Here is a 22,042-nt window from a genome sequence, read left to right as displayed (position 1 = left end):
GACAACCTGGCAAATATCACAGACTGGACCAGATAGAATCCAGCTCGTCGTCGTCGCCATCCGGCGTCACCTTCTTCACCGGTTCCGGGGTGGTCAGATCTCGGAACGGGTACTGACTGAAACCTGACATTCCCTGTACCCGCCGAAGCAACTGTACGCGAGAGGCCTCACCACTCTCAACCAGTTCCACCTTCACCCCTTCATTAAACCCGACGGTGGGTAGAAGCAAGGTGGCCGGCTGCCCAACTGCGGACAGCTCCGGCAGCAGGATGGCGCGCATGTAATCACTTTCAAGCCCTTGCTTGCGCATGGCCCGTGCCGCCACCGGGCGTCCGCCTGGCGCCAGCAACTCCACACCAAAGCGGGCGCCATGATTCGGCAGCTGGGTGACCCAGCGAATCACCGCCAGCATCCACTGGCAATGGGTTTGATCCCGCAATGCCAGCAACTCACCGGTTCGTAACAGACTCGGGGTATTCCCCTGCCAGGACAGACAGTAACCGCCAGGGCTGGCATTCACTTTTTGGCAATGATAGCTCTCTGGCAACTTCACCTCGGACCGGGCTGAGCCCGCCACCTCATCCATCTCGATGGATTCGCCAGCGTAATCCGACTGATAGGCCTTGGCCCAGGGGTCCGCCTGTTCCTGTTTGGCTTTGGCAGTAAGGCGAATATTGTTGAGGAAGGGGTTACTCTCCCCTTCCTCGGAGATAGACAGGCCTCCCCGCTCCACCATGGCCTCAAACGGGGTTCTACCGGACAGGAAGTAGTGCACACCCACCAGCCCGAAGCACAGCTCGATCTCGCCGGCCTCCGCCACCCGTTTGAAGGCACGCTCGGTGAGCGCGCCCCATACCTGCTGCAGGTGATCCAGTAGCCCCTCATCCATGCCTTTGGGCACCGTCAGTGATGGCTCTTCCGGGTCACGACGACTGGCAGCAAGTGACTCTACCAACCTCAGGGAGTCGATATAGCGCCACCCCTCGGTTACCTGGGAAGCATGGGTACGATAAATTGGCGGCCGGTCGGCCTGTAAATCAAACACAAAAAGATCATCGCTGTTGCTGGCTTCGCGGATATCCACCAGCGAGGACCACTCTTCCGAGGCCTTGTAGACCAGTGCCAGCTCCTGTTGGCGGAGCTGGTTCGGCTTGGCCGTGGACAACAACAGACAACGCGCATAGGCGGACTGAACCGTGGCCTCTCTCTCGCCGTCCTCCTGAACCTGCAAGGTGGCAATGCCATTCACCTCTGCCAGCAGGTACAGCTGATGCAACTCCAGCCAGAGGTGACGCGGACAGGAGAAATACAGTTGATAGCAACGCAGCAGGGTGTCACCCAGAGCGCTGATGGCACGATGCACTGAAATCGCCACCGTGCGCCGCACGTTCTTGTCCTTGACTTTGCGCATGCCGCGCACCGCCACCAGCTTGTAGCCATTGGCCAGATGACCCTGCAGGGCCTGCGCCAGGCTAGCCACACGACGGGCCTTTTCAGGCAGCACCAGCGCCTGGTTAAGGTAATGTTTCTGGAGGGAGTCGCACACCATCAGGATAGAGGGGCGGATAATTTCCAGAAGCTGGAAACGCTGCCGTGAATCCAGCTGTAGCCGGTTCAGCTCCTGAATAAACTCATACAACTGGCGCGCCATCTCCCCCATGTTCATCACGGGAAGATCGTCCACCCACTGTTGCAGCTTTTTAGGCTGATCCGCGCCAACGGTCAGATGCGGCAAATCCTGTTCTGGCAATTTCAGCCGCACCGTCTGGGCTGGTTGCTCCATGAAGATAATCCTTATCTCGGCGGCATCCAGGCTACCTGGTTGTGATCGCTTCTGTGTTTTTATGTGTTCTACGTCACAAGACTTTACGACACCGTTACAGCACTGTAAATGTCGGCAAGTCACCGACAGATCAATGATTTAGCCCGCCAGAACGGTTTTGGCAGGCTCTCCGGGCTCCTCCCGGGACAGGCGGGGGACCAGAAAACCGGGCAAACGGGCTCTCAGCCCCTTGTGCAGGGTCAGCGCAACCTCATCCTCCACCACGAAATGGGCCGCCCCGGCCACCTTGTCCAGCTGGTGCAGGTAATAAGGCAGGATGCCAGCCTCATGGAGCCGGTCAGATAGCCCCACAAGGGTATCCACCCGGTCGTTCACCCCCGCCAGCAGCACGCTTTGGTTGAGCAGGGTAACGCCGGCTCGCTGCCATTCCCGGCACCGGTTGACCAAGGCGTCGCTGATTTCTCGCGGGTGATTGGCGTGTGTCACCAGGACCGTGCGCCACCGCGGGCCGCTGACCAGCGCCAGCAGTTCATCATCCAGCCGCTCCGGGATGACCACCGGGGTGCGGCTGTGGATGCGCAACCGGCGCAGATGGGGAATCTCCGCCAGCGCCGCCAGCAACTGCGCAAGACGGCGGTTGGTCAATGTCAGCGGATCACCGCCACTGAGGATCACCTCATTGATGTCCTGGCGCGCCGCCAGCCAGGCCACCGCCTGTTCCCAGCGTTTACCACTGAGGTGGCTCTGGTAGGGAAAATGACGGCGGAAACAATACCGGCAATGCACCGCGCAGGCGCCCGTGACCACCAGCAGGGCCCGTCCATGGTACTTGTGCAGCAGGCCCGGAACCGGCGTGTGTTCGCCCTCTTCCAGTGGATCGGCGCCGTAACCCGGCACGGCTTCCAACTCCGCCGGCACGCTCAGCACCTGCCGTAACAGCGGGTCATGCGGATCGCCCTTGGCCATCAGTGCCACATAACTGCGCGGCACCCGCACGGGGAAATCCCTGGCCGCAACCAGCGATGCCGGCAGGTCAGACGCCTCCAGTTCCAGCAGCGCCAGCAACTCAGCGGGGTCGGTCACCAGATCGGCCTGTTGGCGCTGCCAGTCGGGCAACTCCCAACCTGCGCTTTCCTGCGGTATCATTGCCAGCCTTCGTGATGCCATACATCAACCTTTGGAACGAGAATTTTATGGCCAACTATTCTACCAGTGAATTCAAGTCTGGCTTGAAAGTCATGCTCGATGGCGATCCCTGCGCCATTATCGAGAACGAATTTGTGAAGCCGGGCAAGGGCCAGGCGTTCAACCGCGTGAAGCTGCGCAACCTGAAATCCGGCAAGGTCTGGGAACGCACCTTCAAGTCCGGCGACTCCCTGGAAGGGGCCGACGTGATGGATGTGTCCATGCAGTATCTGTACTCCGACGGTGAGTTCTGGCACTTCATGGACCAGACCAGCTTCGAGCAGAAAGCCGCCGATGAAGCCGCCGTGGGCGACGCCAAGCAGTGGCTGAAAGAAGAAGACGTGTGTGAGATCACCCTCTACAACGGTGAGCCCCTGTCCGTATCCCCGCCGAACTTCGTGGAACTGCAGATCGTGGAAACCGATCCGGGCCTGAAAGGCGACACCGCCGGCACCGGCGGCAAGCCCGCCACCCTGGTCACTGGCGCCGTGGTCCGTGTACCGCTGTTCGTCCAGGAAGGTGAAATCGTCAAGGTCGATACCCGCACGGGTGACTACGTGGGCCGGATCAAAAGCTAAGTCGTGAGCGACTGGCAACCCACCGCCTCCCCGGAGGCCATGAAAGCGCGCGCTGAGCTGCTATGCACAGTGCGCGCTTTTTTTGCGGCCCGCGATGTGCTGGAAGTGGACACCCCTCAACTGGCGCACTACGGCGTCAGCGACCCGCACATCCAGTGTATCCCGGTGCCGGGCTACGGCTACCTGCAAAGCTCTCCGGAATACCACATGAAGCGTCTGCTGGCTGCTGGCAGCGGACCGATCTACCAGATCTGCAAGGCCTTTCGCGATGGTGAAGCCGGGGGCCGTCACAACCCGGAATTTACCATGCTGGAATGGTATCGCCCGGACTTTGAACTGGATGACCTGGTGAGCGAGTGCCTGGCGTTATTCTCCGCACTCTTCCCCGGCACTCAGTCAAAGGCATACCGTTTCCGCGATCTGTTCAGGCACGTCAACGGCCTGGACCCTCTCACCGCCACGGACTCAGACCTGATCGCCCACGCAGAATCCTGCGGCGCCCCCCAAGGCCTGAACAAAACTGCCGCCGTGGACTACCTCATGGCCACCCGGGTGGAAGAGGCGCTTCCTGACGAGCAACTTTCCGTGGTGACCGGCTTCCCCGGCTGGGCCGCAGCCCTGGCACAAACCCATGAAGACGACGACGGAACCTTGATCGCACGGCGTTTCGAAATTTATTTCCGCGGCCTGGAACTGGCCAACGGCTATCAGGAACTCACCGACCCGGTCGAGCAACGCCGCCGCTTCGAACAGGACAACACGCTGCGCCAGCAGCATGACATACCCACCATGGACGCCGATCCGTACCTGCTGGCCGCCATGGATCAAGGGCTACCCGCCTGCAGCGGCGTCGCCATGGGCGTGGAACGGTTGCTCATGGCACAACAGGGCAGCGGCAAGATCGACGATGTCATTGCTTTCCCCTGGTCACGAACCTGATCCTGCTCCCGGAATCCGGCGGAGATGGACATTCGCCCATTTCCGCTCTACGACGACTGAGGAAGCGCGCCTGCAACCACGAAAAAAGCCGCACCCAGTAACGAGCGCGGCCTCTTTCCTTTCAGCATCAACAACCCTCGAGCGCGAGCTGTTCACTATTTATTGTTAACTATTCACGCCATCGCCGGCTGCACACCATTTCCGCCTCGTACCGCGGTTTCTGCGATCAGATCCCCCATGCGGTCAAGCACCGACGGCGGGAAGTCATGCCCCATGCCAGGAATGATGCTCAGCTTGGCGCCACGGATATGCCGGGCGGAGGCCTTGCCGCCAGCGAGCGGGATCAAGGGGTCGGCACTGCCATGAATCACCGTGGCAGGGCAGGTGATTTTCTTCAGCCAGGGCGTCAACGCCCCGGTGGCGACGATACCCAGGAACTGGTTGCGAATACCCAGCGGATTGATGCCGCGGGCCCAGCACTGGCGATACATGGCGGCCAGCTCTTCCTTGCCTTGAGGCAGGGTGCCCGCCAGTTTGCCCATCATCTCCAGTCCAAACTCCACAAACTGCTCCTCGGTTTCCACCTTCACCCGCGGCCCCACCAGGGTTTTCAATGCCGCCGGTTTCGGGGGTGGCACCAAACGGCTGTTGTTGCTGGACATGATGGAGGTCAGTGAATGCACCCGGTCAGGGTACTTGCCAGCCATCAACTGGCTGATCATGCCGCCCATGGAGGCGCCCACCAGATGCGCCCGTTCAATTTCCAGGGCATCCAGCAAACCGACCGTGTCATCCACCATGTCATGCAGGGTGTAAGGTGCATCCACAGACAAACCGACATACCCGCGCAGGATAGCAGTGAATGGCCCATGCTTGAGGCGACGGCGGATACGTGAAGACTTACCCACGTCCCGATTATCAAAGCGGATCACCCGATAGCCACGCTCTGCCAGACTATCCAGCAACGGGTCCGGCCAGAACACCATCTGGGCCGACAGCCCCATGACGAACACAATAGGCTCACCGGTTTCCGGCCCACGGCTCTCATAGAAAAGCTCAATACCATTGCTGGAGACTGTTCCTGACTGCATAACCTGCGCTCTGTGTTGTTATTGCTGATCCAGCAACATAGAAAAGGGGCTGGCAAATCACAAGTCGTATACGCCTTGCCCGGCCCGATTGTCCTGTTCTGCCGTATCCACGGTGATGGCCCGCCAGACCATGTCGAACATTACCCCGTGCTGGTCTGCCAGGCGGCCGTCACGACCGCGAAGCAAATGCATCTGCGAGATCCGCAGCAACACCCCATAGAAGAAATCCAGCAAGGTCGGCGCGGCCACCCGATCATTGAGAATCCCCTGGGCCTGCCCTTCGTGCAGCACACTCAGGAAAAGCTCGGTGAGCCGTTGCTGGCCGGGCGTGGTGTCGCTGCCCCAACGCCCCGGATACACCGACTTGATCATCATGCGTCCCATCTGGGGATTACGGTCAAAAAAGTCCAGCACCACCCAGAACACCTTGCTAAGCCGGTCCCTGAAGGTATCAATGCCCGCCAGATGGTCCAGCATCCGCTCGGCCAGCTGCTCGAGACCATGATGCAGACAGGCACTCAGCAGCGCTTCCTTGCTGCCCTGAGTCTCATCCCCATAGTAGCGATACAGTGTCTGCAAGCTGCAGCGCGCGGCACTGGCGATCTGCTGCAGGCTGACCTGGTGGAATTCCAAATCCGCAAACACCTGCACCGCGGCCCACTCGATGCGCTCACGCACCTCAGGGTCCTGACGGGCTTGCGGCAGTGCACGAGTGCGTCGAGTCATACGCTCATTACCTGTAATCCATATTACACCTGTGTAGGACAGTATACCGGGTGCCATTGACTCACTACCAACAGCCTTCTAGGCTCAACCCACTTTGTCACCACTCAATGTCACATTTGGTGTAAGAATAATTACACGCCGACCAGACCTGCAAGGAGTCTGCAATGCCTGTTCGCAAAATGAAGCTGGCGGGTCGCAGCGGGCGCGTGGCCATCGTCGATGGTTTGCGCACCCCGTTTGCCCGTATCGCCACCCATTACAAAGACCTCAATGCCATTGACCTGGGAGGCATGGCCGTCAAGGAATTGATGGCACGCAACAACCTGGACCAACGGGACATTGAGCAGCTGGTGTTCGGGATGACCGTGATGATTCCGGAAGCGCCCTTTATCGCCCGGGAAATTGCCCTGGCGCTGGGCATGGATACCGTGGATGCCTATTCCATCACTCGCGCCTGTGCCACCAGCTTTCAAACCGCCGCCAGCGTGGCAGACAATATCGTTGCCGGTTATACCGATATCGCCATCGCCGGCGGCACCGACTCCACCAGCAGTGCCCGTGTCCCGCTGTCCTCGGAACTGAGTGCGGTACTGCGTGATGTCAGTTTCGCCAAAACGCTGAAAGACCGTATCAAGCTGCTCAGCCAACTCAAGGCCCGCGACCTGCTCCCCCAGGCGCCGTCCATCACCGAATATTCCGTGGGTGAAACCATGGGCGAAAGCACCGAGAAAATGGTGAAGAAATGGGGTGTCAGCCGCCAGGAGCAGGACGATCTGGCCCATGCCTCCCACAGCAATGCTGCCCGCGCCTGGGCGGAAGGCCGCCTGGACAAGCAGGTCATGACTGCTCACCTGCCAGATGGCAGCGCCCTGAAAGACGACAATCTGGTACGCAAGCAGTCGGATCGTGACAGCTACAGTAAGCTCAAGCCGGTGTTCGATCGGGAGACAGGCTCCGTCACTGCCGGCAACAGCAGCCCACTCACCGACGGCGCCGGCGCCCTGTTGATGATGAGCGAGAAGAAAGCCGCCGCCCTGGGTTACACCCCGCTGGGCTATATCCGCTCTTACGCCTTCGCGGCCCGCACCCCGCAAGACGATCTGCTCATGGGCCCGGTGCTGGCTGCACCTGCCGCCATGGCCCGCGCCGGACTGGCACTCAGCGACCTGACCCTGGTCGACATGCACGAAGCCTTCGCCGGTCAGGTGGCCTGCAACCTGCGCGGGCTGGCTGATGATGACTATGTGCGCAGCCAGACCGGCCTTGCGGCTCTGGGTGAAGTGGACCGCAGCATTCTCAACGTGAACGGCGGCTCCCTCGCCTATGGCCACCCGTTCGGCGCCACCGGCGCACGGGTAATCAGCCAGGCATTGTACGAACTGCAACGACGCGGCGGCGGCGTGGCACTCACCACCGCCTGTGCCGCCGGCGGCATTGGTGCCGCCATGGTACTGGAAACCGAATAACACCCGGATCACGACATGAGCCCGACGGGCTCATGATCTATAACCACAGGATGAAACAACATGTTCAAACCTCTGATGAACTGGATGCGGGACAATAAAATCCTGCCGCAAATTTCCGACACCGAACGCCAGGCACTGGAAGCCGGTGACGTGTGGATCGATGGCCAATTCTTTGGCGGCAAGGTGGATTTCGAAAAAATCCTCGCCGAAAACTATGACTCGCTGCCCGAGCACGAGCAGGCCTACATCGACGGGCCGGTGGAAGAGTTGCTGAAGATGGCCGACAGCTATGAATTGTCGCGCACCCGCAAATTGCCCGACGAACTGTTCCAGTTCATGGCCAACAACGGTTTCTTCGGCATGCAGATCGCCAAGGAGTACGGCGGCAACCCCATGTCCACCCAGGCCAAGTCCAGCATCATGGCCAAGATCAGCTCGCACTCTGGTCTGCTCAGCGCCATGGTGGTGATCCCCAATTCTCTGGGCGCCGCCGAGCTGCTGGGTCATTACGGCACCGACGAACAGAAGAACTACTACCTGCCGAAACTGGCCAACGGCGAGTTCATGCCCTGCTTCGGTCTCACGGAGCCGACCGCAGGCTCCGACGCCGCGTCCATCAAGGCCGAAGGCGTGGTGTTTAAAGACAGCGATGGCGAGATCAAATTCAAGCTCAACTTCCGCAAGCGCTATATCACCCTCGCCCCGGTGGCCAATCTGATCTCCCTGGCGGTGCGTCTGCATGATCCCGACAACCTGCTCGGCAAGGGCGAGGAGCCCGGCATCACTGTGGTGCTGATCGAGAAAGGGGCGCCGGGCACGGAAGGCCTGCACATTGGCGATCATCATCAGCCCATCGGCGAACACTTCCCCAATGGCCCCATTGTCGGCCGCGATGTGATCGTGCCTGCCGACAAGGTACTGGGAGGCGTTGAGTACACCGGCATGGGCTGGAAGATGCTGATGGAAGCGCTGGCGGGCGGGCGCATGGTGTCACTGCCCGCCACCGGTATCTGCGGCATCCGCCATGGCGCCATGATTGCCGGCGCCTATTCGATGGTGCGCCAGCAATTCGGCATTCCGGTGGGGCGCATGGAAGGTGTGGAACACAAGATCGGCAAGGCTGCCGGTATGGCTTACGCCTTTGACGGTGCCCGGGTCTTCGGCTGCTCGGCGGTAGACCGCGGCATCCAACCGCCGGTGACCTCCGCCATCATGAAGGCCTACAGCACCGAGATGGGTCGTGACACCGGCACCGATGCCATGGACGTGACCGCAGGCTACGGCGTGATGCAGGGCCCGAACAACACCATGGGTCGCCTGTACAACTCAGCCCCGGTGAGTGTCACTGTAGAGGGCGCCAACATCATGACCCGTACCCTGATGATCTTCGGCCAGGGGGCAACCCGTTGCCATCCTTACGCCTACAATGTTGTTCAGGCCGTGGAAAATGACGATGTGGCCAGCTTCCGCAAGAACCTCACTGGCTGGATGCTGCAGTTCCTGCTCGGCTTTGTGATGTCCATCGTGCGTGGCGTTACCCGTGGCTTCTTTACCGTGAAAGTGCCCAATGTGGCACCCCAGACCAAAAGCATCTACCGCCGCCTGGGCTGGGCTGCCACCCGCTTTGGCCTGCTCACCAACCTGGCCATGTTCTTCGTGGGCGGCAAGCTGAAAGCCCGCGGCAACCTCACCGGTCGCTACGCCGATGCCGTGGCCTGGCTGTACATCACCACGTCCGCCTTGCGTCGCTATGAAGCGGAAGGGCGTAAACCGGAAGATCTTGCCCTGGTGCAATACGCGGGCGAATACGGTCTCACGCAAATCCAGCAAGCCTTCGAAGGCATCTATGAAAACTTCGATGGCCCGGTGGGCGTGATCCTGAAAACTGTGGGTCGTATCGGTCTCGGCCTGAACCCGCTGGCCAAGCTGCCCAACGATCAGCTCAGCCACCAGGCGGCGCTGGCACTGCAAAGCTATGGCGACCAGTACAAGCGTCTGGTGGGTGGCAACTACATGCCTGAAGAAAGTGATCAGGGCCTCGGCCGCCTGCTCAAGGCGTTCCGCCTGACCACCGAAGCCGAGCCGGTGCGCAACAAGATCCGTGCTGCCCAGAAAGCCCGCAAACTGGGCCGTGGCAAGGTGGAAGAGCTGGCCGCCGACGCCGCGCAACAAGGCGTGATCAGCGATGCGGAACTGTCCCTGTTGAATGACGCCACCGCGGCTTGCCTGCAGGCCATCGAAGTGGACGTGTTCACCAAGGACGAGTACTACGGCGCGGGTGGCATTCCGGCCATGAGCGCCACCGGCGATGGTGGCGTCGAGCAACCGCCGGAGTACGGACTGGCCAAGGCTTCCGGCGAGTAAGCCCTTCGCTTCTGGTGGGAGTTTGCCTGCAAACGAGTCTCGCGTGCAGGCACGCTCCCACCCCAACCTCCAGGATGCCTTTGACCGGCTCAGGATCTGGCCCGATCGACCCTGCCATTCAGCGGCAGGGGCAGTTAGGGTTAGGTTCAACCTGAAGTGATCGCACAAGAACAACACAACGGACTTTTCATGAGCATCCAGGCTTCACTTATCAAAGCGGTGACCCGCCGCACCATCAAACGTAGTGGCTTGAATCAGGACCAACTGGTTCGCCACCTCAGGAAGGTTTTCAACAACTCCCCTTCCCTGACCCTGCTGCCGCTCGGCGTCAAGCTCAGTCAGGTAAGCCAGCCCGGTTTTGAAGGCGATCGCATCAGCGTTGCCGATCCGCAAATGACCGTGCTCTATATTCATGGTGGCGCCTACATTGGCGGTGTCACCAAGACCTATTACAACCTGGCCGGACGGCTGGCCAAGCAGCTCAAGGGGGAGGTCTACCTGGCCACCTATCCCTTCGCCCCCGAACACCCCTTCCCGGCTGCGGCAAATCGTATCTTTGAGGCCTACGAATACCTGCTAAAACTGGGCAAACGCCCTGAAGATATTGTCATCGCCGGTGATTCCGCCGGTGGCGGCCTGACACTGGCCACCCTGCTGCAGATCCGCGACAAGGGCCTGCCCCAGCCGCGCTGTGCCGTGACCTTCTCGCCCGGCAGCAACTGTTTCCCGGACGACAGAATTCTCGACGCCCTGGACCCCAGCGATGCCATGCTGTCCGCTGACATTATCCGCACGGTTATCGACATCTATGTGCCGGATGCGGAGCAACGCACCCACCCGTACGCCTCGCCCTGCCTTGGCGACTACACCGGCATCTGCCCGCTGATGATCACCGTCAGCACTGACGAAGTGCTGTACTCGGATGCCAAGCGTGTTCGCAAGGCAGCCGAGCAAAGCGGTGTTGAGGTGGAGTGGCTGGAGCGCGGCGGCCTGTTTCATGTCTGGCCAATAATGGTGCCGTTCCTGCCAGAGGCTCGACAGGATCTGAAGAAAGTGACGGCCTTTATTCGACGCCATGGCTGAGTGGCATGCGCAGTGGTGAAAAGGTAAACATTGCGGACAGATTCGGTCATTGCAGGCACTCCGGCACCGTCGTCTACTGTCACAAAAGCGCGGCACTGATGCGCACCAATGACAAAGGAGGACGCGATGAGCGAATGGCCACGCATCCAGTCCACGGATTACTGCAACGAAGATCTGCCCACCCTGAGCCAGCCCTGGTGGAACACCCTGCCGCGGCACTTCCACGCCCTGCCAGATCATTTTCTGGCGGACAACGATACCCGCTGGCGGATTGACTACACCGCCACCGTGGACACGGTGGCGCGCACCGGCCTTGCCTGCATGGCTGGCGCAGCCGCCCTGCCTGCCAGTCTCAATTTTCGTCAGCATAAGGAAGAGCGGGAACTGGTCCGGTTCTATGAGTCCTTTCTTGAAAGCGGCGATCCACAGCTTTTTTTCAGCGCCCCCGAACAACAGCCGACGATCCAGTATCACCCGGTGGCCTCCTACCATTTTCAGCCGGAGGACGGCCAGGCACACACACTCAGTTTCCGCTCTCCGTTTGAAGCAAAGAACCCGGCCCTGCGCGAACGCTACCGCAAGCACAAACGTAACGGCACGGCCTGGGCACAATACTGGAAACATCATGGCGAGCCACGCCCGACCCTGATCATGATCCACGGCTTCGTGGCCGATCCCTACTGGCTGAATACCCGCTGGCTGGCACTGCCCTGGTTCTACAAGCAGGGCTTTGATGTATTGCTCTATACCCTGCCGTTTCATGGCCGCCGCAAAGGGGCGCTGGCGCCGTTCAGTGGCGCCCAGTTTTTCAGCCAGGGCATGGCCATGCTCAACGAGACCTTTGCCCATGCGATTCATGATCTGCGTATTTTCATGAACCACCTGCGCGACAATGGCACTCCCGCCATGGGGGCCACAGGGATTTCTCTGGGCGGTTACAGCACTGCATTATTGTCATCGCTGGAAAAGGATCTGGCGTTTGCCATACCCAATGTGCCGCTGACCACCATCATGGATCTGATGAAAAGCTGGTTCCCCGTGAGCCTGCAGATTCCGCTGTTTCAGAAAGTCTACGACACCGACATGGAAGGCTTGAGGAAACTCACCGCCCTGCATTCGCCACTGACCTGGCCCTGCCAGGTGCCCCAATCCGGGCGCATGATCATCGGCGGTGCCGGCGACCGTTTCGCGCCGCCCAAGCACAGTGACTTGCTACGTCAGCACTGGGATGACTGCCCGGTACACTGGTTCCCCGGCAACCATCTTCTGCACCTGGATCAGGGCTGCTACCTGCGCGCCATGCGGGATTTCATGCGTGAGGCGCTGGCGGAGAAGTCGATCGAATTGAGTGCGTAGAAATTTGGGGCGAGTTTCGAGTTTCGAGTTTCGAGTTTCGAAGATCAAAACCCGACACACGTAGCCAGCAAGGGTTTTGCCTTTCGAAACTCGCTTCTCGTCACTCGCGTCAGCAGTTGGCCTGCCAACTCCGGGCCAGTCAATCGGCAGGCTTGTCGGTCTTGAACAGACTGGCCGTACCCGCCCCGCAGGACACCACCGTCTTCATCATGCTTTCCACGCCGATTTCAGGGTGCAACTCCACCAGGTTTTCATCCACGTGATAGATAAAGCCGCTGGTGGGGTTAGGGCCGGTGGGCACGAATACGGTGACATGGCCATCCGCATGCCGTGACGTTACCAGCGCAGTCACTGACACATCCACGTTGCGCCCATACAGCCAGACTCGTGCCACCTCGCCACGACTGAACGGGCTGTCACTGCTGTTGCCCATCAGCTGGGCGATCACTTCACGCACCGTGGTATAGCCGGGCAGCCGGGTCATGACATTGTCTTCCCATTGCTGCCACAACCAGCTACCCAGACGGGTAGCCACCACCGTACCGACCAGGAAACACAGCACCATCACTGCCAACACCGCCAGCCAGTCCGCCACGAACTTTGGCAAGCCAAAAGTATTGATGAACACCGTAGTAAACGGCGAGATCATTTCGGTCACCGTCTGGTAAATCCAGCGGAAGAAAAACACGATGATGGAAATGGGCAGCAGGATGGTGAGGCCACCCAGCAGGGATTTACGGATAAAAAACCAGACGCGTCGATTGGCGCTCATGAAATGGGACTTCCTCTTTTTGTAGGGCAGAAATGGCCGAGACAATTTCCGCCCTACATGGTCCTGTTACTCAACGTACCAGATGCGGTTGATGAAAAGACAACGTTCCCCGGTGGGGGTTCGCACTTCCACCTCATCATCCACCTGTTTTTTCAGCAAGGCCCGTGCCAGTGGTGCATCAATACTGATATAGCCACGCTTGCTGTCGGTTTCATCTGGCCCCACCAATCGATAGGTTTCCAGTTCACCCGCCTCGTTTTCCAGCTCCACCCAGGCCCCGAAGAACACCTTGCTCTGGTCTTCCGGCAGACGGTCTACCACCGTCATGTCATCCAGCCGCTTGCTGAGAAAACGCACCCGACGGTCAATTTCCCGGAGCTGCTTCTTGCCGTAGATATACTCGGCGTTCTCGGAGCGATCCCCCTGGGCGGCCGCCTCCTGCACTGACTGCGTTATTTCCGGCCGTTTTACCTTCCACAGGTATTGCAGCTCGTCATTAAGCGTCTTGTAGCCCTCAGCCGTGATGTACTTGGACGCGGGTTTGCCCTTTGGCCGCCAACGACCCATGGCCTATTCCTCAGCTCTTAAACCTCAAATATACGATCCAGCTCGCGCAGCCCCTTGAACTCCAGCACATTGCCGGTGGGGTCCTGCACAAAGAAAGTACCCTGTTCCGCCGGCTGGCCCACAAAGCGCTCACGGGGTTTAAGCAGAAACGGCCAGTCGTGCTCGTAGATCCGTTCCACCAGGGTTTCCCAGGTGACGAAATCCAGCACCACACCAAAATGCGGCATGGGCACCGGGTGGCCATCCACATCGCTGTAACCCTGTATGGGTTTCAGGTTTTGACCCTTGTGCAGGGACAGCTGATGGCCGTGGAGATCGATATCGATCCAGTTGGGCGCATCACGGCCACGGCGACCGCCGACCACACGGCAGTAAAAGTCCGCGGCTTCTTCCAGATCATTTACCAGAAAGGCCAGGTGAAAGGCCGGCTGTTTTTCCATTATCCACTGCTCTTGCTAAACTCACGTCATCTGGCCTGATTCCAACGCTACATCAGCGAAAAATCAAACGCTGTTTCTCCACAGAGGTCGCAGATCACACAGAGTAAAGCCCGCTTTTCACTCAGTAATCTCTGTGACCTCTGTGGTAAATATGCCTTTCGGTTTTACGGCATCAGGCGCGCCCATGTTACTAGAGGACTCCACCCCATGTCTGTGTCTCGTGCCCCCTGGCCCGCTACCCGTATGCGTCGCATGCGCCGTGATGATTTTTCCCGGCGACTGATGCGCGAGAATACGCTTACGGTGGATGACCTGATCTATCCCGTGTTCGTGCTGGAAGGCATTAACCAGACCGAGGCGGTGCCCTCCATGCCCGGCGTGGAGCGCATGAGCATCGACCTGCTGGTGAAGGAAGCCGAGGAGCTGGCCGCGCTGGGCGTCCCCGCCATGGCCCTGTTCCCGGTGACACCCTCAGAGGTAAAGACCCTGGATGGCCGTGAAGCCTGGAACCCGGAAGGGCTGGCCCAGCGAGCGGTACGCGCCATCAAGGCGGCGGTGCCGGAAATGGGCATCATCACCGACGGCGCCCTGGATCCGTTCACCACCCACGGCCAGGACGGCATCATTGATGACAACGGCTATGTGCTCAATGACGTCACCGTGGATGCCCTGGTGAAGCAGGCCCTGTCCCAGGCGGAAGCCGGTGCCGACGTGATCGCGCCCTCAGACATGATGGATGGCCGCATCGGCGAGATCCGCAATGCTCTGGAAGCCCACGGCCATATCCACACCCGTATCATGGCCTACTCCGCCAAGTACGCCAGCGCCTACTACGGCCCCTTCCGCGACGCCGTCGGCTCTGCTGGCAATCTGGGCAAGGCGGACAAGACCACCTACCAGATGGACCCGGCCAACTCCGACGAGGCGCTACACGAAATCGCCCTGGACCTGGCCGAGGGCGCCGACATGGTGATGGTGAAACCGGGCATGCCCTACCTGGACGTGGTGCGTCGGGTGAAGGACGAATTCCAGGTGCCGGTCTACGCCTACCAGGTGAGCGGCGAGTACGCCATGCACATGGCCGCCTTCCAGAACGGCTGGCTGGACCAGGACAAGGTGATGATGGAATCCCTGCTGGCCTTCAAGCGCGCCGGCGCCGACGGCATCCTCACCTACTTCGCCAAGGCCGCCGCCATCAAACTGAAAGGCTGAACCCCGCTCCACTTGCATAGCCCTACCCGGCTCCACCTATAATGCATACACACTATATGTGGAGCTGCGCATGTCTCGTCGCAAGAATCAAACGGCACTGTCGCCGGAATCCGTTGGCCTGCAATGCGCCGCGCTGCATTCGCGTGTGCTGTCCCGACTGGTGACCCGTCTCTACAACCAGCAGCTCAGCGACAGCGGGTTGCGTATTACTCAGTTCTCCGTGCTCAATGCCATCAAGGCACGGCCACCGGAATCCATTTTCCAGCTGGCAGAGCTGCTCGGCATGGAGCGCACATCCCTGCAACGCACGGTGGACAAGCTAATCGAGAAAGGCCTGGTGGAATCCGAGCCCACCGGTAACAAGCGTTCCCTGGGTCTCTCTCTCACAGCCGAGGGGGAGAGCCGCTACCAGCTGGCACTGGTCGGCTGGCAAGCCGCACAGCATCAGTTTGAGTCGCTGGTGGGCAAGCAAAGCTGGCAGCAGATCGCCTCGGAACTGCGCCGATTCAGCCATGAGGTCAAGCAGAAACTCTGAGTGTTTCAACACCCGGCTGTTTCACCGACAGCACACCATCACGGGCAAAACCCGCCACCAGATCCATCACATTCCTGTCCACCAGCACCCGCCGATGTCCCTTGCCTGCCGTTTGATGCAGCGAGGCGGCGGGGAGCGATTGATATAACCTCTGCGAATCCGCAAATGGCACCTCCCTGTCATCACGATCATGCACCAGCAGCACCCGGGCAGTAATCCGGAAGCCACGACGGACAATATCCAACGCGCCGTAGCCAATCCCCACCCGGGAAGCCATTTTATCCAGCAATTGCTGCCGCGCAGGCTCGCTGAGCTTAAGGTTGTTCGCCATCCGAGACACCACGCCATGGAAGTCCGTGGGCGGCGCAATCAGAACCGTTCGGCCTATGTCATCTCGCTCCGACAACACAAAGGCGGCGGCGGACGCCCCCATAGAATGGCCGATCAGCACATCCACCGGCGCACCGATCACATCCAGTGCGTGACGCAAGGTAGTAATGAATTCACCCACATGACTGGGACCATCAGGCTCACTGCCGTGCCCAGGCATCTGCAACGCATAGAAGGAAAACTGTTCCCGGCCCAAGGTCTTCATCATGGCTTCGAACTGGGTCCAGTGACCTGACCAGCCATGGACCAGCAGCACCCGTTGCGGGCCACCGGCCCAGATGTTCAGATGGGCACGAGCTCCCACCGCCACCTGGCGGTCAGGCGCGAATTCAGCCCGCCCCCGCCAAGCCTCAGGCAGTCGCGGCCCGGTCATCAGCCGTAGCGCCAGATCACTGGCACGGCCCGGGAACAGGCGACTGAACAGCGCCATCATCCACTGAAATACTTTCATGGATCACCTCTCAAAAAGTGCAAACACACTTTAACAAGCCCGAAGCATGGCGACCTGGAGCCAGGCCCCTTCATTTAGTGTATTTACACTTTAATGAAAAATGCAAGTTTCTTTCTTCCCCTATGGTCAGGCTGCTCTACGCCGCGGGCGCCATAATCATCGAAAAAGTGCCCTCATGGGCAACACAAAAAAGCCGGCGCAAGCGCCGGCTTTTTCATTGCCACATAATCAGAAACGGTAGCGAGCGCTGCCTATGACAGTACGGGTTTCGCCGTAACCACAGTCATAGACACTGGGGCCTGCCTGCCCCCGGCACCAGGAAACGTATTCCTTGTCGGTCAGGTTCTGTACATTGACGCTGAAATCCCACTGGTTAACCGCATAGCCGAGCATGGCATCATACAGGGTCACTGATGGCACTTTCGGGCCCGCACCGGTACCGTAGTCGAAGCCCACATTGTCACCCACATAACGAACGCCAGCACCGAAGCGAAGTCCATTTTCCAATTCATACTTGCCCCAGGCTGATGCCGTCTGGTCCGCCAGATAAGGCAGGCGCTCGCCGGATTGATCGTTCACGGCACGGATGTCCGTATAGCTGGCCTGTACCTCAAGATTACCAAGTTGTTTCTTCACTTCCATTTCCCAACCTTCAGACTTGGCACCAATCTGGTCTACCGTGTTCGGGCTGGTGCCCTGAACCACACGGTTGGTTTCTTCGATATAGAAGTAGGCCGCGGTAACAGCAAAATCCCCGGCATCGTTCAGATACTTGATACCGGCTTCCTGCTGCTCGCCGGTGGTTGCCTCAAGCCCCGAACCGGAATTGGGGTTGGTACCCAGGTTCGGCACAAAGGCCTCGGAATAACTCACGTACGGTGACAGCCCGAAGTCGAACTGGTACATCAAACCGGCGCGACCGGTGGTCTCGCTGTCTGCGCTTTGCGTATTCACACCGTTCACGCCATAAACAGTGTTGGTTGACTCGTCATGACGAAGCGCACCGGACACCACCACACTACCAATTTCAATGTGATCCATCAGGTAGACACCGGTCTGCCGAATGCCGTTGTCGTTACGATCCCGAGGTGCCAGCGACGCATAGTTCACGAAACCGTATACCGGGTTGTACATATTCAGCGTGGTGCCGGTGGCAGCAGAGTAGTAGTTCTCCTCTTCCCACATGGCATCCTGATAGTCCACACCGACGGCAAGCGTGTGCTCGGTGCCAAGCAGGGCGAAGCCCCCCTCCAGGCGGGCATCAAAGTTGCTGACGTCCGTGGAACGATCCGCCATGTGCATGTTGCGGGAAATATCACCGGCCGGGCTGATCGGAAAACCGATAGATGCCCAGTGTTGACGGGTTTCGGTTTCAGACTTGGTGTGCCTTGCCGTCAGAGCCATGTTCCAGCTGTCTGTCAGGCGCTGATCCACAAACAGGGTAACTTCATTCTGCCTGCGGTCATAACGATCCCAGCTGGGCTCACCGACAAAGGTATTCACCGGAATATCGCCTCGCACCCCTGGCAACAGAGTCCCCTCTGCGGGCAGGAACTGGGCGGAGATGCCGCCATTGTTTTCCTGGGCATTGAGCAGCAGAGAGATAGTGGTGTTGTCGGTAGGCATCCAGGTAAAGGACGGCGCGAACAGGAAACCGTTGTCATCCACGTAGTCTACCTGGGTACCGCTCTCGCGCTTCAACGCCACCAGCCGATAAAGCAGCTTGCCATCTTCCGACATGGGCCCGGTCACATCCGCCGCCAGCTGCTTGCGATCGTAGGAGCCCACCTGGGCCCAGATTTCACCCTGTTGCTGTGCTTTCGGCAACTTGGAAACCGTATTCACGATGCCACCAAGCTCGGCCTGTCCGTACATCACGGAAGACGGCCCTTTAAGAACTTCTACACTTTCCAGCGCATAGACATTGGGGCGTACGCTATTGTAGCTACCATACAGGGAACGCAATCCATCCTTGTAGAAAGACGCATCCAGGCCGCGAACTTTCACCCAGTCCCCCCGGGTGTCAAAACCAAATGCCCCGGAATACACACCGGAGCTGTACACCAGCGCGTCCTGGATATTCTTGGCACCGGTATCCTTGATGAATTCCTCATTGACCACAGTGATGGCATAGGGGGTTTTCTCTACCGGCACCGTCAGCTTCCCGGTTTTGGCGGTTTGTCCCTCGGTGATATACCCCGCCTCCCCTTGAATCTCGTCGTTGACTTCAACAGCAGGGATCACATGGGTTTCTGCGGCTTCCTCAGCCTGAACGGCCAGCGGTGCCAGGGAGAGCAGGGACGCCCCCACCAACTGCGCGCCCCAGATCGCGCGATTTCGACAAGTCATTGGCAAGCTCCAAATACAAACATTACTGATAACAAGAATGATTCGCATTCTATAGACTAAAGAGCGCCATGAAAAGCCCGTGCCGTCAGATACCAGGGATTGAGACTCCAGACACCTTCTCACTCCACCCGGCAGGGATTAATCTGAATTCTCGGGAGACATTTCGCCTCCTGTCATTGCCGTGTCACATTTATGTCATGCAATAGAGGCCCTTCCAGCAGTGCCGGTCAGGACGACACCATGAATGATATCGCCAGCGAACACAGCGCCATCGACCTCAACAACCCGGACTATTACTTCAACCGGGAACTGAGCCTGCTGCAGTTCAATCTGCGGGTACTTGAACAGGCCATGGACGAGAATCATCCGCTCATGGAGCGTCTCAACTTCCTGCTGATTTTCTCCAGCAACATGGATGAGTTCTTCGAGATCCGTGTGGCCGGGCTGCGCAACAAGCTGGAAACCGGCACCGGTCAACCCGGCGCCGATGGCATGCTGCCGTATGAACTGCTCAAGGAAATCAGCCGTATCACTCATGAGGCAGTTGATCGTCAGTACCACATCCTGAACAACATTCTGCTGCCCGCGTTGCGCGAAGAAGGGGTCGACTTTCTACGTCGTGAGGACTGGACTGAAGCCCAGTCCGAATGGGTGAAAAAATATTTCCGCGAACAGATTTATCCGGTTCTCACACCAATTGCGCTGGATCCCTCACACCCGTTTCCGCGACTGGTAAACAAGAGCCTGAATTTTATCGTGCCACTGGATGGCAAGGATGCGTTTGGTCGCTCTACCGGTCTCGCCATTGTGCCGGCACCTCGCTCCCTGCCGCGCCTGATCCGGATTCCGGATGAAATCAGCGGCGATGGTGATGACAACTTTGTGTTCCTGTCGTCCATGATTCACGCCCATGTCTCCGACCTGTTCCCGGGCATGAAAGCCACCGGCTGCTACCAGTTCCGGGTCACCCGTAATGCGGACATGGAAGTGGACGAAGAAGCCGAAGATCTGGCTCTTGCCCTGAAAGGCCAGTTACTGTCCCGCCGTTACGGTGACGAGGTTCGGCTGGAGGTGGCGGACAATTGCCCGCGTCACCTGATGCACTACCTGCTGGAACAGTTCGAACTGGGCGAAGATGATCTTTATGAAGTGAACGGACCGGTGAATCTGGCGCGCATGTTTACCAGCGTGAATCGTCCGCGTCTGCATTACCCGCCTTTCACACCGAAAGTACACCCGACAGTGAAAAAAGCCGAATCCATTTTTGATGCCATCGACCAGGAAGACCTGCTGATGCATCACCCCTTCCAGTCGTTCCAGCCGGTAGTGAACCTGCTGGCTGAAGCCGCCCGTGACCCCAAGGTACTGGCCATCAAACAGACCCTGTACCGCACCGGCACCAAGTCGGAAATTCTCGATCATCTGGAGACAGCAGCACGGAACGGCAAGGAAGTCACCGCCATCGTGGAACTGCGCGCACGCTTCGACGAAGAATCCAACATCGAAGGTGCCCGCCGTCTGCAGGAAGCTGGCGCCATCGTGGTGTACGGTGTGGTGGGCTACAAGACCCACGCCAAAATGCTACTGGTGATTCGCCGTGATGGTGACGGCATCAAACGTTATGTGCACCTGGGCACCGGTAACTACCACACCAAGACCACCAAGCTTTATACCGACTACGGCCTGATGACTGCCGACAAGTCCGTGGGCCAGGATGTGCACAAGATCTTTCAGGAACTCACCGGCATGGGCAAGGCTGCGCGACTGAAACAGCTCAAGCACTCGCCGTTCACACTGCACCCGTCACTGATTGAGTGGATCGACTTTGAAACCGCAGAAGCGGAAGCCGGACGGCCTGCGCGCATCATCGCGAAATTCAATTCCCTCACCGAGGAAAAGATCATTCAGGCGCTATACCGGGCCAGCCAGGCCGGCGTTGAGATTGATCTGATCGTGCGCGGCATCTGCTGCCTGAAACCAGGCATCCCCGGTATTTCCGACACCATCCGGGTGCGCTCCATTATTGGCCGCTTCCTGGAGCACACGCGCATCTACCACTTCCACCATGGCGGCGAGGATCTGCTGTACTGTTCCAGCGCAGACTGGATGGAGCGCAACCTGTTCAACCGGGTGGAAACCTGTTTCCCCATCAATGACCCGGCCCTGAAAGCCCAGATGCTGGAGGAAGGCCTGCACTATTACCTGCGCGACAACACACGCGCCTGGTTGTTACAGGCGGATGGCACTTACCTGCGTGCGCAGCCAGCAGAGGGGGAACAAGTCTTTATTGCTCAGCAGTGTCTGCTGGATACGCTGGGGTAGTGGCGGCGACGCCCAAGGCGTCTCTTCGTGGGAGCTTGCCTGCAAGCGATTCGAGCCTGGGCGAGGAACGAGTCCCGAGTTTCGAGAAGCGAGTTTCGAAAGGCAGAACCCGCTGCGAGGCACCGGATAGGGAAATCATTCTTTGGCGAACTGTCGAGCTCTGACACGCCTGATCGCCCTGCGGTCGATTCCGTGCTTCGCACGGTTCGCGGCCGAACGTCCGCTCCTACAGCGGCTCCGTAGCATGTGATGGTTTTGTAGGAGTACAGCTTGCCCGCGCGAATCCGGCCTACCCAAAAATCACATAGCCACGGGAACTTTTTGGGCTTCCTTAATCCAATCAGCGTAGCTCGTAGCTCGTAGCTCGTAGCTCGTAGCTCGTAGCTCGTAGCTCGTAGCTCGTAGCTCGTAGCTCGTAGCTCGTAGCTCGTAG

Annotated in this window: 18 protein-coding genes; 9 read left to right on the top strand and 9 right to left on the bottom strand. The window is 59.1% G+C overall.

Annotated features, from left to right (window positions below):
- Positions 1 to 16 precede the first annotated feature (16 nt).
- Positions 17 to 1,783, bottom strand: a complete 1,767-nt coding sequence (locus tag GQF00_RS15060) for a hypothetical protein (RefSeq protein WP_161319997.1) — start codon at positions 1,781 to 1,783, stop codon at positions 17 to 19.
- A gap of 138 nt (positions 1,784 to 1,921) precedes the next feature.
- Entirely contained in the window at positions 1,922 to 2,950 is a 1,029-nt protein-coding gene (gene epmB, locus GQF00_RS15055) for an EF-P beta-lysylation protein EpmB (protein ID WP_237440567.1), read from the bottom strand.
- A gap of 26 nt (positions 2,951 to 2,976) precedes the next feature.
- On the opposite strand from epmB, the gene efp reads away from it, so the two are divergent.
- Together efp and epmA are read left to right on the top strand one after the other, a co-directional pair.
- On the top strand, positions 2,977 to 3,546 hold the full coding sequence (gene efp, locus GQF00_RS15050) for an elongation factor P (protein WP_161319996.1): 570 nt from the start codon (positions 2,977 to 2,979) through the stop codon (positions 3,544 to 3,546).
- A gap of 3 nt (positions 3,547 to 3,549) precedes the next feature.
- Positions 3,550 to 4,485 carry an EF-P lysine aminoacylase EpmA gene (gene epmA, locus GQF00_RS15045; protein ID WP_161319995.1) on the top strand — a complete coding sequence of 312 codons (936 nt, stop codon included), beginning with the start codon at positions 3,550 to 3,552 and terminating at the stop codon, positions 4,483 to 4,485.
- 173 nt (positions 4,486 to 4,658) lie between these two features.
- Here the strand turns inward: epmA and GQF00_RS15040 are convergent, their stop codons facing one another.
- Positions 4,659 to 5,576, bottom strand: a complete 918-nt coding sequence (locus tag GQF00_RS15040) for an alpha/beta fold hydrolase (RefSeq protein WP_161319994.1) — start codon at positions 5,574 to 5,576, stop codon at positions 4,659 to 4,661.
- Between the two features lie 57 nt (positions 5,577 to 5,633).
- Positions 5,634 to 6,302, bottom strand: coding sequence for a TetR/AcrR family transcriptional regulator (locus GQF00_RS15035; protein ID WP_202560556.1), 669 nt, complete (start codon positions 6,300 to 6,302; stop codon positions 5,634 to 5,636).
- Between the two features lie 164 nt (positions 6,303 to 6,466).
- Here GQF00_RS15035 and fadI point away from each other — a divergent pair, with 164 nt between their 5' ends.
- The 4 genes from fadI to GQF00_RS15015 all read left to right on the top strand — a co-directional run bounded on the left by fadI (position 6,467) and on the right by GQF00_RS15015 (position 12,571).
- Complete coding sequence (gene fadI / locus GQF00_RS15030) at positions 6,467 to 7,768, top strand: acetyl-CoA C-acyltransferase FadI (RefSeq protein ID WP_161319993.1); 1,302 nt, start codon at positions 6,467 to 6,469, stop codon at positions 7,766 to 7,768.
- 60 nt (positions 7,769 to 7,828) lie between these two features.
- Positions 7,829 to 10,132 carry an acyl-CoA dehydrogenase gene (locus GQF00_RS15025; protein ID WP_161319992.1) on the top strand — a complete coding sequence of 768 codons (2,304 nt, stop codon included), beginning with the start codon at positions 7,829 to 7,831 and terminating at the stop codon, positions 10,130 to 10,132.
- A 189-nt stretch (positions 10,133 to 10,321) separates the two neighbouring features.
- Complete coding sequence (locus GQF00_RS15020; RefSeq protein WP_161319991.1) at positions 10,322 to 11,215, top strand: alpha/beta hydrolase; 894 nt, start codon at positions 10,322 to 10,324, stop codon at positions 11,213 to 11,215.
- Between the two features lie 126 nt (positions 11,216 to 11,341).
- Positions 11,342 to 12,571: a S9 family peptidase gene (locus tag GQF00_RS15015; protein WP_161319990.1), complete on the top strand. Its 1,230-nt coding sequence runs from the start codon at positions 11,342 to 11,344 to the stop codon at positions 12,569 to 12,571.
- A 139-nt stretch (positions 12,572 to 12,710) separates the two neighbouring features.
- On the opposite strand, the gene GQF00_RS15010 is transcribed toward GQF00_RS15015, so the two are convergent.
- The 3 genes from GQF00_RS15010 to GQF00_RS15000 form a co-directional block, all read right to left on the bottom strand.
- The gene (locus tag GQF00_RS15010; protein ID WP_161319989.1) at positions 12,711 to 13,343 is read right to left on the bottom strand and encodes a DUF502 domain-containing protein; all 633 of its coding nucleotides are present in this window, start codon (positions 13,341 to 13,343) and stop codon (positions 12,711 to 12,713) included.
- A gap of 66 nt (positions 13,344 to 13,409) precedes the next feature.
- Complete coding sequence (gene greB / locus GQF00_RS15005) at positions 13,410 to 13,910, bottom strand: transcription elongation factor GreB (RefSeq protein WP_161319988.1); 501 nt, start codon at positions 13,908 to 13,910, stop codon at positions 13,410 to 13,412.
- A 17-nt stretch (positions 13,911 to 13,927) separates the two neighbouring features.
- Positions 13,928 to 14,350 (bottom strand): VOC family protein, encoded by a 423-nt coding sequence (locus GQF00_RS15000; RefSeq protein ID WP_161319987.1) that lies wholly within the window; start codon positions 14,348 to 14,350, stop codon positions 13,928 to 13,930.
- A 207-nt stretch (positions 14,351 to 14,557) separates the two neighbouring features.
- On the opposite strand from GQF00_RS15000, the gene hemB reads away from it, so the two are divergent.
- Together hemB and GQF00_RS14990 are read left to right on the top strand one after the other, a co-directional pair.
- Complete coding sequence (hemB, locus tag GQF00_RS14995) at positions 14,558 to 15,562, top strand: porphobilinogen synthase (RefSeq protein ID WP_161319986.1); 1,005 nt, start codon at positions 14,558 to 14,560, stop codon at positions 15,560 to 15,562.
- A 70-nt stretch (positions 15,563 to 15,632) separates the two neighbouring features.
- Complete coding sequence (locus tag GQF00_RS14990; protein ID WP_161319985.1) at positions 15,633 to 16,097, top strand: MarR family winged helix-turn-helix transcriptional regulator; 465 nt, start codon at positions 15,633 to 15,635, stop codon at positions 16,095 to 16,097.
- Here the strand turns inward: GQF00_RS14990 and GQF00_RS14985 are convergent.
- The gene (locus GQF00_RS14985) at positions 16,081 to 16,938 is read right to left on the bottom strand and encodes a carboxylesterase (protein WP_161319984.1); all 858 of its coding nucleotides are present in this window, start codon (positions 16,936 to 16,938) and stop codon (positions 16,081 to 16,083) included. The genes GQF00_RS14990 and GQF00_RS14985 overlap by 17 nt on opposite strands.
- Positions 16,939 to 17,166: 228 nt before the next feature.
- Positions 17,167 to 19,287 carry a TonB-dependent siderophore receptor gene (locus tag GQF00_RS14980; protein ID WP_161319983.1) on the bottom strand — a complete coding sequence of 707 codons (2,121 nt, stop codon included), beginning with the start codon at positions 19,285 to 19,287 and terminating at the stop codon, positions 17,167 to 17,169.
- A gap of 240 nt (positions 19,288 to 19,527) precedes the next feature.
- Here GQF00_RS14980 and ppk1 point away from each other — a divergent pair, with 240 nt between their 5' ends.
- Positions 19,528 to 21,609 (top strand): polyphosphate kinase 1, encoded by a 2,082-nt coding sequence (gene ppk1 / locus GQF00_RS14975; RefSeq protein ID WP_161319982.1) that lies wholly within the window; start codon positions 19,528 to 19,530, stop codon positions 21,607 to 21,609.
- Positions 21,610 to 22,042: the final 433 nt, after the last annotated feature.

It is taken from the genome of Alcanivorax sp. DP30 (assembly GCF_009882945.1).
Taxonomy (GTDB): domain Bacteria; phylum Pseudomonadota; class Gammaproteobacteria; order Pseudomonadales; family Alcanivoracaceae; genus Alcanivorax.
Note: the sequence above shows the minus strand (reverse complement) of the source record. Positions and strands in the feature narration are given on the sequence as shown.